Annotated in this window: 15 protein-coding genes; 4 read left to right on the top strand and 11 right to left on the bottom strand. The window is 68.0% G+C overall.

From position 1 onward, the window contains the following. Window positions 1-13: 13 nt before the first annotated feature. From IFT82_RS05955 to IFT82_RS20530, 3 genes are all read left to right on the top strand, one after another. Window positions 14-232 (top strand): hypothetical protein, encoded by a 219-nt coding sequence (locus tag IFT82_RS05955; protein ID WP_192125404.1) that lies wholly within the window; start codon window positions 14-16, stop codon window positions 230-232. A gap of 180 nt (window positions 233-412) precedes the next feature. Continuing rightward, entirely contained in the window at window positions 413-874 is a 462-nt protein-coding gene (locus IFT82_RS05950) for a hypothetical protein (protein ID WP_192125403.1), read from the top strand. A 5-nt stretch (window positions 875-879) separates the two neighbouring features. Continuing rightward, window positions 880-1,275: a hypothetical protein gene (locus IFT82_RS20530; protein WP_207105740.1), complete on the top strand. Its 396-nt coding sequence runs from the start codon at window positions 880-882 to the stop codon at window positions 1,273-1,275. A gap of 12 nt (window positions 1,276-1,287) precedes the next feature. Here the strand turns inward: IFT82_RS20530 and IFT82_RS05940 are convergent, their stop codons facing one another. From IFT82_RS05940 to IFT82_RS05930, 3 genes are read right to left on the bottom strand one after another with little or no spacing between them, the layout of a single operon-like run. Next, window positions 1,288-2,088, bottom strand: coding sequence for a LysR family transcriptional regulator (locus IFT82_RS05940; RefSeq protein WP_192125401.1), 801 nt, complete (start codon window positions 2,086-2,088; stop codon window positions 1,288-1,290). Further along, window positions 2,085-2,483 (bottom strand): Co2+/Mg2+ efflux protein ApaG, encoded by a 399-nt coding sequence (gene apaG / locus IFT82_RS05935; protein WP_192125400.1) that lies wholly within the window; start codon window positions 2,481-2,483, stop codon window positions 2,085-2,087. Before apaG ends, IFT82_RS05940 begins: the two co-directional genes overlap by 4 nt. After that, a complete protein-coding gene (locus IFT82_RS05930; RefSeq protein ID WP_192125399.1) occupies window positions 2,483-3,691 on the bottom strand; it encodes a trans-sulfuration enzyme family protein in 1,209 nt (402 codons plus the stop codon). Before IFT82_RS05930 ends, apaG begins: the two co-directional genes overlap by 1 nt. 109 nt (window positions 3,692-3,800) lie before the next feature. Between IFT82_RS05930 and IFT82_RS05925 the strand changes: the two genes are divergently transcribed. Further along, window positions 3,801-5,036 carry a phospholipid carrier-dependent glycosyltransferase gene (locus tag IFT82_RS05925; protein ID WP_192125398.1) on the top strand — a complete coding sequence of 412 codons (1,236 nt, stop codon included), beginning with the start codon at window positions 3,801-3,803 and terminating at the stop codon, window positions 5,034-5,036. A 3-nt stretch (window positions 5,037-5,039) separates the two neighbouring features. On the opposite strand, the gene leuB is transcribed toward IFT82_RS05925, so the two are convergent. The 8 genes from leuB to IFT82_RS05885 form a co-directional block, all read right to left on the bottom strand. Beyond that, window positions 5,040-6,086 carry a 3-isopropylmalate dehydrogenase gene (gene leuB, locus IFT82_RS05920; protein ID WP_192125512.1) on the bottom strand — a complete coding sequence of 349 codons (1,047 nt, stop codon included), beginning with the start codon at window positions 6,084-6,086 and terminating at the stop codon, window positions 5,040-5,042. A 28-nt stretch (window positions 6,087-6,114) separates the two neighbouring features. Then, entirely contained in the window at window positions 6,115-6,849 is a 735-nt protein-coding gene (recO, locus tag IFT82_RS05915; protein WP_192125397.1) for a DNA repair protein RecO, read from the bottom strand. Between the two features lie 30 nt (window positions 6,850-6,879). Then, window positions 6,880-9,678 (bottom strand): DUF3857 domain-containing protein, encoded by a 2,799-nt coding sequence (locus IFT82_RS05910; protein ID WP_192125396.1) that lies wholly within the window; start codon window positions 9,676-9,678, stop codon window positions 6,880-6,882. Window positions 9,679-9,748: 70 nt separating this feature from the next. After that, window positions 9,749-11,668, bottom strand: coding sequence for an excinuclease ABC subunit UvrC (gene uvrC, locus IFT82_RS05905; RefSeq protein ID WP_192125395.1), 1,920 nt, complete (start codon window positions 11,666-11,668; stop codon window positions 9,749-9,751). Between the two features lie 233 nt (window positions 11,669-11,901). Then, window positions 11,902-12,540, bottom strand: a complete 639-nt coding sequence (locus tag IFT82_RS05900; protein ID WP_192125394.1) for a F0F1 ATP synthase subunit B family protein — start codon at window positions 12,538-12,540, stop codon at window positions 11,902-11,904. Then, window positions 12,533-13,027 carry a F0F1 ATP synthase subunit B family protein gene (locus tag IFT82_RS05895; RefSeq protein ID WP_192125393.1) on the bottom strand — a complete coding sequence of 165 codons (495 nt, stop codon included), beginning with the start codon at window positions 13,025-13,027 and terminating at the stop codon, window positions 12,533-12,535. Before IFT82_RS05895 ends, IFT82_RS05900 begins: the two co-directional genes overlap by 8 nt. A gap of 57 nt (window positions 13,028-13,084) precedes the next feature. Continuing rightward, window positions 13,085-13,312, bottom strand: a complete 228-nt coding sequence (locus IFT82_RS05890; RefSeq protein ID WP_038662560.1) for a F0F1 ATP synthase subunit C — start codon at window positions 13,310-13,312, stop codon at window positions 13,085-13,087. Window positions 13,313-13,396: 84 nt separating this feature from the next. Further along, a complete protein-coding gene (locus tag IFT82_RS05885; protein WP_342355061.1) occupies window positions 13,397-14,188 on the bottom strand; it encodes a F0F1 ATP synthase subunit A in 792 nt (263 codons plus the stop codon). Between the last annotated feature and the right edge of the window lie 4 nt (window positions 14,189-14,192).

The following is a 14,192-nucleotide window of genomic DNA, read 5'->3' as shown; positions in this document are numbered from 1 at the left end:
AGGGGTTCACCGGATGAAGCTGACCAGACATTATCCGCGCTACGATGCGATGCTGGATACCGATGGATGCTCCGGGCGCAGCAATGCCGACCTGACATTGACGATGAGAATGGGGTTCAGGCAGATAAATCCCGCCGGTGGTGCGGATACCGGCACCTATCACGATTATGGTCGATCGTCCGCACCATCACGCAAGATCGTCAAATGGACCCCGAGAGACTGGGCTGCGTAGAAGGTTAACTTCTGCAGTTCGGCACAGGCTTTCTGGGACGGCAAGTTCTGGATCGACAATCGTCGGGGCGCATTCGCCGTCCGCAGTGGCCGGGACGTCTTCATACCCAATGCCTTCTGCCGCTTTCGCCTGATCGGCAGCGATGCGGGATCGGGTCCGCAGCATCACGTCATCGAAGTCGTGCGTCTGGCTGCGGACGAAACGTGGTTCGGATCCCATGCCAACCTCTATGACAGTCGCGATACGGATCTGGTCGCCAAGGGCCGGGACGGCGCCGGCAACGCCATCATGCAACGGGCGCACGTCCATGAAGTAGGGCATCTTCTTGGATTGGGGCATGTCGCCATCGGCCAGCCGGGTTGCCCACCATCCGGCGATACCAATATCTCGGCATGTTACGGCGTCACCGATGCGGACAAGAATTCCGTGATGGGCGGCGGGATGCGCAGGGACAAGGTCCATGGCAAGGCATGGAACGACGCGTTCGAGGCATTCGTGGGCGAACAACCCCGCTCTGCGCTATATACGCCACCGCCGGCGAAAGTTCGGCCGGCCATGGTGACGATGAACCGGATTTATCCAAGAACGATCGCCGAATTCGAAGCAGGCGCCGTTTTGACGACTTTGGCTCCGGGAAGGTAAACGGCATGATCCCGCAATCGTCATACGCCAGATCACTTGGTCATCTGGTTTTCCTCGCCGCATTGTCGGGAACGGCATGTTCCGACACCGATGCCGCCCAGCGACGGGCATCGGCACCACCGTCCTCAACCGCCAAGAGAAATGTCATGACCGAAGCGAAATGTGCCGCCGATCAGGTAAGTCGGTCGGTCTGTATGATCCGCATCATTCTGGATGATGTGCAGCGGCGAAACGGCGGAATCGACGGAGGCGGAATCTCGGAGATCAAGGCGACGTCTTCCACCACCTTTGTCGTGTCGCTACCCCGCGAAGAGCGGATCGAGCAATTGACGTACGAATTCGGCTATGCGGCCGGGATGGTCACCCTCAAGAAGAGGACGGAAAACGCACAGGGGTTCTGACCTCCACAGCTCCTACCCCGCCAGCGCCTCGACCAGCAGCCGTACCTTTTTCTGCCGCCATTGCGGGGTCGGCGCGACCAGCCAGTAGCCCTGTCGTGACGGCAGCGGATCGCCGATCGCGATGACGCGGCCGGTGGCGAGGTCGGTGGCGGCCAGCAGTTCGGGCACCGTGGCACGGCCCAGGCCGGCGGCGGCGGCGTCGAGCGCGAGGCCGGCATCGGCGACGCGGACGGTGATGGCATCCGGTGCGATGTCGGTGGCGGGACCACCGACCCAGACGATCGTCGCGGGCGACGGATCGCCGGGCGCGGCGACCATCACCATGCCGTCCGATTCCAGCGCCTCGCCCTCATGCTCGCCCGGCCCCTCGCCCCAGCGGATCGCGAGGTCGAGATTGGCCTGGGTGAAATCCACTCCCTCCTCGGTGCCGAGCAGCACGAAGCGAAGTTCGCCGTCCGCCGCCGCGATCTTCGCGAGGCGCGGCATCAGCCATTTCTCGGTCAGATCGCGCGGGGCGGCGATGGTCAGCGACTTGGAGGACTGGCCCGCCTGCATCGCGCGCACCGCTTCCTCGAACTGGAGGAACCCGTCGCGAAGCGGGGCGAGGCCCGCCTCACCCTCCGGCGTCAGTTCCAGGCCACGCGTGGTGCGGCGGAACAGGACAACGCCCAGCGTATCCTCCAGCGCGCGGATCTGCTGACCCACGGCGGCCGGGGTGACGGCGAGTTCGTCGGCAGCGCGGGTGAAGGACAGATGGCGTGCGGCGGCGTCGAGCACGCGCAGGCCGTTCAACGGCAGGTGGGTGCGTTTCATGACGTCACCGCCGGTGCGTGGAGCGGGAAGCGGGGGATGTCCGCGTCGAAGGTTTCGCCATCCGCCGCGATCATCCGGTAGCTGCCCTGCATCGCGCCGGTGGGCGTGGAGAGGGGACAGCCCGACACGTAATCGAAGCTGCCGCCGGGTTCGATCAGCGGCTGTTCGCCGACCACGCCCTCACCCTCCACCGAATGGCGCGCACCGCGCCCGTCGGTGATGACCCAGTGCCGGGTCAGCAGCTGCACCGCCTGCGTGCCCTCATTCTCCAGCCGGATATGATAGGCCCAGAACCAGCGGCCGCGCGCCGGCTCCGACTGTTCGGGCAGGTAGCTGACCGAGACGCGCACCGTCACCCCGTGCGTGGTCGCCGCGTGGGGAAACAGCGCCTTCATCAAAGGCCGACCCGGCGCAGCGCCTGATCGAGATCGGCGATCACGTCGTCCGGGTCTTCCAGCCCGACGTTCAGGCGCAGCATCCCCTCGCCGATCCCCATCGTCTCGCGCACCTCGGCGCTGACGCCGGCATGGGTGGTGGAGGCGGGATGCGTCATCAGCGAGCGCGAATCGCCGATGTTGTTCGAGATATCGACCAGTTCCAGCCCATCGAGCAGGCCGTGCGCCTGTTCGCGGCCGCCATCCAGTTCCAATGCGAAGATCGCGCCGGCGGCGGCCATCTGACGCATCGCCAGTTCGTGCTGCGGGTGGCTGGGCAGCCCCGGATGCAGCACGCGCGGCACCCGGCCTTCGAGGAAGGTGCCGACCTTCACGGCATTCTCCGACTGGCGACGGATACGCAGGTCCAGCGTCTCCAGCCCCTTCAGCACCACCCACGCATTGAACGGCGACAGCGTCGGCCCGGTGTTGCGGGTGAAGGGCAGCAGCGTGTTGTCGATCCAGTCCTGCGTGCCGCACACCGCGCCGGCCAGCACCCGGCCCTGCCCGTCCATCATCTTGGTGGCGGAATAGGCGACCACGTCCGCGCCGAAATCCATCGGGCGTTGCAGCGCGGGGGTGGCGAAGGCGTTGTCGACGACCGTCACGATGCCGCGTTCGCGCGCGATCGCGCAGACCGCGGCCAGATCGACCACGTCCATCGTGGGATTGGCGGGGGTTTCGAAGAAGAAGACCTTGGTCTCCGGCTTCAGCGCATCGACGAACGCCTGCGGATCGCGGGCATCGACGACGGTGGTGGCGATCCCGAACTTGGGCAGCAGCGTGTCGGTCAGCCAGCGGCACGATCCGAACGCGGCGCGGCCGCCGACCAGGTGGTCGCCCGCCTGCAACTGGCACAGCAAGGCCGCGGTCATCGCCGCCATGCCGCTCGCCATCGTGCGGCACGCCTCCGCCCCTTCGAGCAGGGCGATGCGTTCCTCCAGCATCTGCACGGTCGGGTTCTGGAGCCGGGAATAGGTCATCCCGACCTGTTCGCCCGCGAAGCGCGCGGCGGCATCGCCCGCGCAATCATAGGCGTAGCCGGAGGTGAGGAACAACGCCTCCGACGTTTCGCCCCATTCGGAACGGGCGGTGCCGCCACGGATCGCCTGCGTCGCGGGCTTCCAGGTGGAGGTGATGGTGCGGTCCTGGCCGGTCTTGCGCTTCATGCCCTGCGCTTTGCCCCCTGCGGGGGTCTGTTGCAAGCGGGCCGGGGTGGCTGGCCGGCCGGGCGGGGTCGCTTGCCAGCGGCGGGCGGAGCGGCGACAACGCGGGCCGATGCCCGCCCTTCTCCGCCGCCCCCTGCCCGTCGCCCTGTCGATCGCGATCGTGGCGCAGATCCTGTTCCTATGGCGGCTGACCGTGCCGGGCATCCTGATGTTCGACGAGATCCATTACGTGCCCGCCGCGCGGCGGCTGCTGGCATTGGACGGGCCGGCGAACGTCGAGCATCCGCTGTTCGCCAAGACGCTGATCGCGGGCGGGATCGCGCTGTTCGGCGACAATGCGCTGGGCTGGCGACTGTTCTCGACCCTGGCGGCGACCGCGGTGGTGACGGGCGTGTTCGCGCTGCTGTGGCTGGGCACGCGACGATTGCGGCCGGCGGTGACCGGTTCGCTGTGCGCGCTGCTGGGCTTCACCGTCTTCGTGCAGGCGCGGATCGCGATGCTCGACGGGTATATGGCGGCGTTCGTGGTGACGGGGGCGGCATGTCTGTTATGGGCGATGCACGGTCGCCCCGCACAAGTGCGGCGGCGGTGGATTGCCGGCGCGGTGTTGCTGGGGCTGGCGACGGGGTGCAAGTGGACGGCGGCGCCCTATGTCGCGTTCGCCGGGATCGCGCTGATCCTGCTGAAGCGCGGGCGGCCCGACCGGTGGCGGGGGATGGCAACGATCCCGGCGTTGCTGCTGCTGGGCGGGGTGAGCGTCGTGACCTATTTCGCTACCTTCGCGCCGGCGTTCTTCTATGCGCGCGAGCCGCTGACGCTGGCGACGATCCTGCCGTTCCAGCTCCATATGTACGGGCAGCAGACGCAGGTGCTGCCGGCGCACACCTATCAGTCGTCATGGTGGAGCTGGCCGCTCGACCTGCGGCCGATCTGGTATCTGTACGAACCCGTCGACGGCGCGCAGCGCGGGGTGCTGATGATCGGCAATCCGGCGGTGCTGTGGGGCGGGCTGGTCGCGGTGGCGGCGTGCGCGATCGGCTGGTGGCGAACACGCGACGTGCGGACGGGCGCGGCGGCGATGTTATGGATCGCCGGCTTCGCGATCTGGGCGATCATCCCGAAATCGCTGGGCTTCTTCTATTATTACTATCTGCCGAGCATCTGGCTGTGCATCGCGATCGCGGTCGCGTTCGACCATTGGCGCGCGCGGGTGGCGGGATGGGACGAGGCGTATCTGCTGCTGGTGGCGGGACTGTTCGTCCACTTCCACCCGATCCTGTCCGCCGCCGCGCTGTCCAGCCCGCGCGCCTTCACGCGCTGGATGTGGCTGCCCGGCTGGGCATGACGGCTATCCCAGTTGCGCCATGATCGCGTCGCCCATCGCCTCGGTCGACATCGCGCCGCCCAGATCGGCGGTGCGGGCACCGGCGAGGATCGCGGCGGCGACCGCGGCCTCGATCCGGTCGGCGGGTTCCGGCCGGGCGAGCGAGTGGCGCAGCAGCATCGCCGCCGACAGGATCGCGGCGCACGGGTTCGCCTTGCCCTGCCCGGCGATATCGGGCGCGGAACCGTGGATCGGTTCGTACATGCCCAGCGTGCCGCTGCCCAGCGCGGCGGAGGGCAGCATCCCGATCGAGCCGGCGCACATCGACGCCTGATCCGACAGGATGTCGCCGAACAGGTTGCCCGTCACGATCGTGTCGAACTGGCCGGGATCGCGCACCAACTGCATCGCGGCATTGTCGACATACATGTGGCCAAGCTCGACATCGCGGAAATCCCGCGCGACCTCGTTCACCACGTCGCGCCACAATTGCGAGGTGTCGAGCACGTTGGCCTTGTCCACCGACAATAGCTTGCCACGACGGGTACGCGCGGTCTCGAACCCGACGCGGGCGATGCGGGCGACCTCCACCTCGTCATATCGCATCAGGTCGTGGCCCTCGCGCAGGCCGGTGCTGGTCAGGCGGCGGCCCTTGTCGCCGAAATAGACGTCGCCGGTCAGCTCGCGCACGATGACGAGATCGATGCGGCGCGCGATCTCCGGCTTCAGCGCGGACGCGTCCTCCAGCCCCGCGAACAGCTTGGCGGGCCGCAGGTTGGCGAACAGGCCCAGCCCCTTGCGCAGGCCCAGGATCGCCTGTTCCGGCCGCATCGCCCGTTCCAGCGCGTCGAAGGCGGGATCGCCGACCGCGCCGAACAGCACCGCGTCCGATCGCTTCGCCAGCGCCAGCGTCTCGGGCGGCAGCGGGTGGCCCTGTGCGCGATAGGCGGCACCGCCGACCAGCCCTTCCTCGAAGATCAGGTCGGGGGCGAGCGCGATCAGCACGCGGCGGGCCTGTGCGGTGACTTCGGGGCCGATGCCGTCGCCGGCGAGAATAGCGATCAGGGTCATGGTGCCGCCCTTGCCGGGCGAGGCGGCGTCACGCAACCGCTCTCTTGATCCGGTCGACCAGCCGCTCGCGCGCCGCGAGCGGGGCGGCGGCGCGATCGACCAGGATATCGCGCGCGATGAAATGGCCGGTCAGGCGCAGCCCGTCGAGCAGATCGGACCAGCCGGGCATCGCGCCGCCGCCGTCCAGAAACGCGGGCATCGGCAACAGGCGCTCCTCATAGCCCTTCGCCGCCCCGACACTGACCGCCGCACCGCTCCGGGGACTGACCCAGGCGAGGTCGGCGGTCGCGCCGGTGACGATGCAGCGATCCAGACCGAGCCCGAAGCCGAGCTGCCCCAGCAGCAGCAGTTCGTACCGCACCACCGCCACCGACCACCCCCGCGCGCCCGGTGCGGCGAGCAGCGCGGCGAGGACACCGTTCAGCCCGTCGTACAGCTGCGGATAGGGCTGCGCCTCCGGCAGGGAGGCGGCGGTGAGCGCGGTGATCCAGTCCAGTGCGGCGGCGGCGAGCGGTTCCCCGTGCAGCATCGCGGCGCTCTCGGTCAGTTCCAGCGTCAGCGCAGGCAGTTGCTCCGCCGTCCGCGCACGCCATTCGCCGACGACACGGTTGCCCGCCTGCAACACCGGCCGCAGCAGCCTCGACCGCCCTCCCCGGACATAACCGGGCTGCACGCCGTCGTCGCGGGTCAGCGCCCGCACGATGCTGCCATGCTCGCCATGCGGGCGGGCGGACAGCAGGATGGCGGGGGCATTCAGGTGCATCGTTGCACCGCCGCCGCATCGCGGGGCCGATCAGGCGGTGATGCCATAGCGTTTGAATTCGGCATCGATGCTGGGCTGGATCAGCCGCGCATCGCCAAGGTCGATCGCCGCGGCCGCGGCCTTGCCCATCTTCGCCTTGATGATGCCGCGCAGGAACAGCGATCCGGGTGAAGTGGGCCAGACCGCCAGGGCGGCATCGACATCGACCAGCGCCTCCGCCAGCCGGCCGAGCCGGAAGAACACCAGCGAGCGGCTGTCGAGCGCGCCCGCACCGTTGCCGAGTTCGATCGCGCGGGTGCAATCGGCCAGCGCCGAATCGAGGGCATGGTTGCCCGTCCCCTTCACCCAGCAGCGCATGTTGAGCAGGTACGGATCGGCAGGCTTTTCCGCGACGGCGGCATCGATCGTGGCGATGGCGGCAACGGTATCGCCGGTGTTGCGCTGAATGAACGCCTTTTCCGCGATCGCCTTGAAGCGCTCCTCGCCGCCGGTATCGATCCGTGCATCGAGCAGCTTCAGCGCGCCGGCGGTGTCCCCGTCCATCGCCATCAGATCGGCTTGCTGGGTCAGCGCGAATTCCTGCGACGGATCCAGACCATAGGCGGCGGCATAATCGGCGATGGCCTTGGCCCGGGCGCCCAGCGCGGCGTGATACCAGGCGCGCCGGCCGAGCAGTTCGGCCGTCTCCTGCGTGGCGATCGCCTTGCTGACATCGGCGATTGCGCCGGCATAGTCATAGATGCCGGCACGGAAACTGGCCCGGCTGACATAGCCGCTCATGTCCTCCGGATCGTCCGCCGCCGCGGCGATCGCCTGCGCAAAGGCGGTTTCGATCGGCGTGAAGCGCCCTGCCTTGCGACCGGTGCGCACCGTTTCGACCCGGCTCGGCAGCGTCGCGGGCGCCACGATCCGCAACAGCCGGCCCTGCGCCGCCGCCAGCTTCGCGCGCTCGGCGGCGATCGCGGCGGGGGCGATCTCCGGTTCGATCAGGTCGACCCGGTCCTCGATGGTGACGGTGTCGCCGGCCATCGCGGTCGTCCGCGACAATCGCCGCCCGGCGATCGTGCCGGTCAGCGTCTGGTCCCCCTCCAACGTGTAGCCGGTGACGCCGGCGGGCAGCTTCACGACGGTGCGTATCAGCGCGCTGTCGGGCACGCCGGTCGCGACGGGAATGTCGCGCCATGCCGCACGCGATCGATCCGGCGCGAACGCGATCGAGCCGATCGCGCGGTCGAGCGACTGGCGCCAGCGCCGATCGTCGCGCTGCCAGCGCGTGGTCCCCAGCCCCGCGGCGGTGACGGTGGCGGTCGCGGTGTCGGGATCATAGGCGATGGCGTGGCTGCTCATTTGCACATCGCCCAGTTCGCCGGAGACGACCGACTGGATCAGTGCCGCCTTCTGCCGGGCATCAGCCTGGCCGACCGCGGCATTCAGCCCCTGCGCCGCCGCGCCGCGGATCGTGACCGTGGCGCGCCACAGCGCCGGGAAATCGACGCCTGCGCTCTGATCCAGCATGATCGCGACATTACGCCGGGGCCGCTGGTCGGCGGCATAGGCGACCGGCATCAATGCCGCCCCCGCCGCCCGCAGCGGCAGCACCTGGCCATAACCGGGTACGTCGCCGATATCCGCGAGGCGGGCGCCGGCCCCGGTGCCGTCCAGCCACAGCGAGCGCCCGTTCACGCTGGCGCGGACCAGCACATGATCGAACGCCGCCGGTCCGGGCAGCCGTGCGGCGACGAAGCCACGGGTCTGCATGCTGGCGGTCACCGCCTCCGCCTCGATCCCCGCGCCGTGGAGCAGCGCCAGCAACAGCAGCGTCTTCGCCTTGCAGTCGCCGTACCGCAGTTCCCACGTCTTCGCGGGGGTCTGCGGGGTCAGGTTGCCACCGTCCATCGCCACCGCGAGGTAGCGGATCTTGTCCTGTACCAGTTCCAGCGCGCGTTCGGTGCGCGCCAGCGGATCGGCGACCGCCTTCAGCGTCGCCACCTCGGCCGCGAGCCGGCTGCCTGGGGCGATCAGGCCATCGGTTGCATAGAGCGGCGCCAGCGTGCGCGACACCTCGGGCCAGTCGGCGAAGCTGGACACCTCGACGATCGGCGGCTTCGCATAGCGATCGGGCAGGTTACCCGGTGCCTCCGGCTGCTTGGCGAGCGGCAGCGGGATCGTCATCTCGTCATCCCCGCCGACCTTGGCGAAGACCGGCTTGATCCCGTCGGGATACCCCTTCCAGGCCACTTTCCGCCCCGTCGGCCAGAGCAGGCGCAACCGGCCGAACTGCGTGCGGAACGGGCTGGCCGGGGTCATCCCCACGGTCTGGCCATGCCCTTTCAGCACGGGTTCGTTCGTCGTCATCGAGAAGGCGACCCGCAGCGTATCGCCGAGTTGCAGGCCCTTCACCGCCATCGTCGCGGTCAGCTGTCCGGTCAGCATCATCCGTTCCATGCCCTCCTCGCGGCGCAGCACGGTAAAGCGGTCACCGGATTTGAGGACGTCGATCGTTTCGGCGCCGCGCAGGATCTCGACACGGTGGATCGTCAGATCGCCCTTGTCGGGGGACCAGGGCAACATCAGCGTGCCCATCTCGTTCAGTGCCTGCGTGGTCGTGGCGCGGTTCGCGACATCGAAATAGACGGTGACCGAATCCCCCTCCAGCCGCTGCTGGTTGTCGAATACCAGCACCTGCGGCGAAGCGTCGTTCAGCCTGTTCGTGTCGATCGCCGGCGCGGGCACCACCCAGCCGGGCACCGGTCCATAAAGCGGCGCATCACCAGCCCATGCCGGCCCGGCCGATGCCAGCAACGCGAAGAAGATTGGCCAGCGCCGCATGATACCCCCCGAAAACGAACCCCGATCGCCTGTGTAGCGACGGCCGGGGCGCGGGCAACGCGGAAAAACGTCAGCGCGCGTGATAGAAGTCGTATACCTGCTGTGCGACCCCGGCCGAGACGCCGGGGGCCTTCTTCAGATCGTCGAGACTGGCGTTGCGAACCGCGCGGCCGGTGCCGAAATGCATCAGCAGCGCCTTTTTGCGGGCCGGGCCGATGCCGGGCACCTCGTCCAGCGGCGACGCGCCGATCGCCTTCGCGCGCTTCTCGCGGTGGGCGCCGATCGCGAAGCGGTGAACCTCGTCGCGCAGCCGCTGGAGGTAGAACAGCACCGGCGCGTTGACCGGCAACTGGAACTCGCGGCCGTCGAGCATATGGAACACCTCGCGCCCGTCGCGGCCGTGATGCGGCCCCTTGGCGACGCCGACCATCGGCACGTCCTCGATGCCGAGATCCTCCATCACCGCGCGTGCGGCGTTCAGCTGCCCCTTGCCGCCGTCGATCAGTACCAGATCGGGCCAGGTGTCGGCGTCGCGATCGGGATTCTCCTCCAGCTGGCGGGCGAAGCGGCGACGGAACACCTCGCGCATCATGCCGAAATCGTCGTCGGTCGCCGCTTCGTTCCCCTTGATGTTGAACTTGCGGTACTGGCCCTTGCGGAACCCCTCCGGTCCGGCGACGACCATCGCGCCCAGCGCATTGGTGCCCTGGATATGGCTGTTGTCGTAGACCTCGATCCGGTCGGGCGGTTCGGGCAGGTCGAACAGTTCGGCGACCTCGCGCAGCAGCTTGGCCTGGGTGGTCGATTCGGCGAGGCGGCGTTCCAAGGCCTCAATCGCGTTGCGCTTGGCCTGATCCATCAGCCGGCGGCGGTCGCCACGCTGCGGCATCGACAGCGCGACCTTGTACCCGGCCGCCTCGCCCAGCGCGTGCGCCAGCAACTCGCCTTCGGGCAGGTCGCGGTCGAGCAGGATCGTGCGGGCGGGCGGCACCTCCTCGTAGAACTGGGTCAGGAAGCTGGTCAGCACCTCGTCCTCCGGCACATCGGCGGTGTGCGAGGGGAAGAAGCTGCGATGCCCCCAATTCTGGCCGCCGCGGATGAAGAACGCCTGCACGCCCATCACCCCTTCCTTCGACGCCAGCGCAAAGACATCGGCGTCGCCGACCCCCTCGGCGTTGATCGCCTGGGTGCCCTGTACGAAGGTTAGCGCCTTCAGCCGGTCGCGCAGCAGCGCGGCCAGTTCGAAATCCATGTTCTCCGCCGCCGCCTGCATCTGCGCACCGAGCTTGGCCTGCACTTGCGTCGACTTGCCGGCGAGGAAGTCCTTCGCGTCGCCGACCAGTTCGGCATAGCCCGCCTTGTCGATTCGGCCGACGCACGGCGCCGAGCATCGCTTGATCTGGTAGAGCAGGCACGGCCGATCGCGCGTCTTGAAGAAACCATCGGTGCACGATCGCAGCAGGAACAGTTTCTGGAGGGCGTTGAGCGTGTTGTTGACGCTGCCGGCACTGGCGAACGGGCCGTAGTAGTTGCCCACCGCGCGGCGGGCGCCGCGATGCTTCTGGACGCGGGGGAAATCGCTGTCGGCGCGCAGCAGGATGAAGGGGAAGCTCTTGTCGTCGCGCAGCAGTACGTTGTACGCCGGACGGTACCGCTTGATGAGCTGCGCTTCGAGGAGCAGCGCCTCCGCCTCGTTGTTGGTGGTGACGATCGTCATCGACCGGGTCTGCGACACCATGCGCTGGAGCCGTTTGGGCAGGCCGTTGATCTGGGTGTAATTGGCGACGCGCTGTTTCAGCGAACGCGCCTTGCCTATGTACAGCACGTCGCCGCGGGCATCCTGCATCCGGTAGACGCCGGAGCGTTGCGGCAGGGTTTGCAACACGTTGCGGATCGCCGCCACGCCGGCCTCCAGATCGGGCGTCTCCGATCCACGCAGCGTGTAGGTGGATTTCTCTTCGTTGAACCGGTCGGTGGTGGGCGTCGACATCAAGCCCGATCTAGGGATTGCGACCGGCTTGTGCCAGCGCCGGTTTTCGACGCCTGCGTGGGACTTTATAGTGGGATAACATTGATCTGACCCAATCCGTCATGGCGAGCGTAGCGAAGCAATCCAGCGCCGGACCAAGACGCTCTGGATTGCGTCGCTACGCTCGCCATGACGGGATGGTCGGGTCGAATTATCTCGCGCTCGCCGATTTCCACCAGCGAGGAAAATCCGGATCAGTTGGGACGGCCGAGCCCGGCGATGGTGCGGTCGATCATCGTGCGGTCGGCGACGGCGTCGTGATGCTCGGCGATCAGCAGCCCGGCGGCGCGGGCGGCGGCGTCGGCGGCGCGGGCGCGGACCTCGGCGATGGCGGCGCGCTCGGCGGCGGCGATCTTGTCCTCCGCCATTCTGGCGCGGCGATCCATCAGCGCCTCGGCATCCGCCTTGGCCTTGACGATGATGCCATGCGCCTCGGCACGGGCGTGTTCGCGCATCTGTTCGGCATCGGCATGGGCCGACTTCGCCTTGGCCTCATAGTCGGCGCGCAGCGCCTCGGCATCGGCGCGCAGCGCGGCGGCCTCGTCGAGCTGGGTGCGGATCGCGGCGATGCGGGTGTCGAGCATCCCGCCGATCATCGCCGGGACTTTCTTCCACAGCATGATGGCGACGACGACGAGGGCGGCGATCGCGACCCAGCCGGTCGAATCGAAGCCGAGCGCGGTGGGCGACGGCGCGTGATGTTCGGTGGCGGCGGTCGTCTCGTGAACGCCGTCGCCTTCCTTCACCGGCACGGGGGCCAGTCCGGTCGCCTGGGTGGCATCGGTCAGGTTTTCGGCGACGATGCTGCTGCCGTTGACGGTCGGATTAGCCATGTGCCCTCACCTCGCGGACCGCGTGCGCCGCCTGATCGGCGGTGATCTGGAGACCCGCCAGCTTGGCGACGAGCTGTTGCGCCGCCTCCGCCGCGACGGTGTCGAGATTGGCGAGCGCCTCCGCCTTGGCGTTGGCGATCGCGAGATCGTGATGGCCCGCGCGCTCGGCGAGGTCGGCATCCGCCGCCTTCACCTGCACCTCGGCCGATTTGACCGCCTGCGCCTTGGCTGCGGCTGTTTCGGCGGCGGCGGCGGTGCGGGCGGCGTCCATCTCGACGCGCCATGCCTCTTCGGTCGCATCCGCCTGCGCCCGTGCGGCTTCGGCGGCGGCGAGATCACCCGTGACCCGCGCCTCGCGCGCGTCGACGGTGGCGACGATCTTCGTCACCATGCCGCGACCCACCACGAAATACAGCAGGCCGAAGGTGATCAGCAGCCAGAAGATCTGCGAGGCATAGGTAGCGGCGATCTGGGAAATCTGGGGCATGTGCGTCCTTTAGATACCGGCCGGACGCGCGTGGCGCCCGGCCCGATACCGGTCGGTTCAGGCGACGAACAGCAGGATGATCATCGTCACGAAGGCGAGCAGGCCAAGCAGCTCCGCGCCCGCGAAACCGATGAACAGACGGCCCTGCTGGCTGTCCGCGGCGCCCGGATTGCGCAGCGCGCCTTCCAGGAACTTGGCGAACACGTTGCCCACGCCGAGCGAGGCGAGGCCCATGCCGATCGCGGCCAGACCGGCGCCGATCATCTTTGCGGCTTCTGCGTCCATGGTAGTCACTCCAGTCAATTATCAGGTTGGAAAGTCACATCGGAAAGTCTTGAAAGTCACATCCTACACACCCGCGAGCGGGGATCAGTGCAGGTTCACCGCGTCGTTCAGATACACGCTCGTCAGCAACGCGAAGACATAGGCCTGGATCGCCGCGACCAGCAGTTCCAGCAGGGTGATGCCGATCATCAGCACGAAGCTGGGCAGCGTCACGATCGCGGCATAGCCCGGCCCCATGTTGATGCCGTTGATGACGAACGCGGCCAGCACCTTCAGCAGGATGTGCCCCGCGGTCATCGCGACGAACAGTCGCAGACCCAGCGAGAAGGGGCGCACGAGGAAGCTCATCAACTCGACCACGAAGATCAGCGGGATCATCACCACCGGCGTGCCGTGCGGCACGAACAGCGAGAAGAAGTGGAAGCCGTGACGCCCGAACCCGACGATCAGCACGATCGCGAACGAGATGATCGCCAGCACGCCGGTGACGGTCAGGTGGCTGGTCACGGTGAAGGGATGCACGCCGGGGATCACGCCGAAGGGCAGCAGCCCCAGGATGTTGGCGAACAGGATGAACATGAACAGCGAGAAGACATAGGGGACGAAGCGCTTGCCCTCCGGCCCGACGTTCGAGGTCAGCATCCCCGACACGAAGCCGGTGAACCCCTCCACGGCGGCCTGCCAGCGGCCGGGCACCAGCTGCCGCTTCATGCCACCCAGCATGAACAGCCACAGCGACGCCAGCGTCACCACCATCCACAATGCGGAATTGGTGAACGACAGGTCGTAGCCGCCCACCACCCAATGCGAGCCCATCACCGGCTCGATCAGGAACTGGTGCATCGGGTCGATCTTGCTGCCTTCTGCCGCCGCCACGCTT

Origin of the sequence: Sphingomonas sp. CFBP 8760, assembly GCF_014841615.1 — a bacterium.
Classification (GTDB): Bacteria; Pseudomonadota; Alphaproteobacteria; order Sphingomonadales; family Sphingomonadaceae; genus Sphingomonas.
Note: the sequence above shows the minus strand (reverse complement) of the source record. Positions and strands in the feature narration are given on the sequence as shown.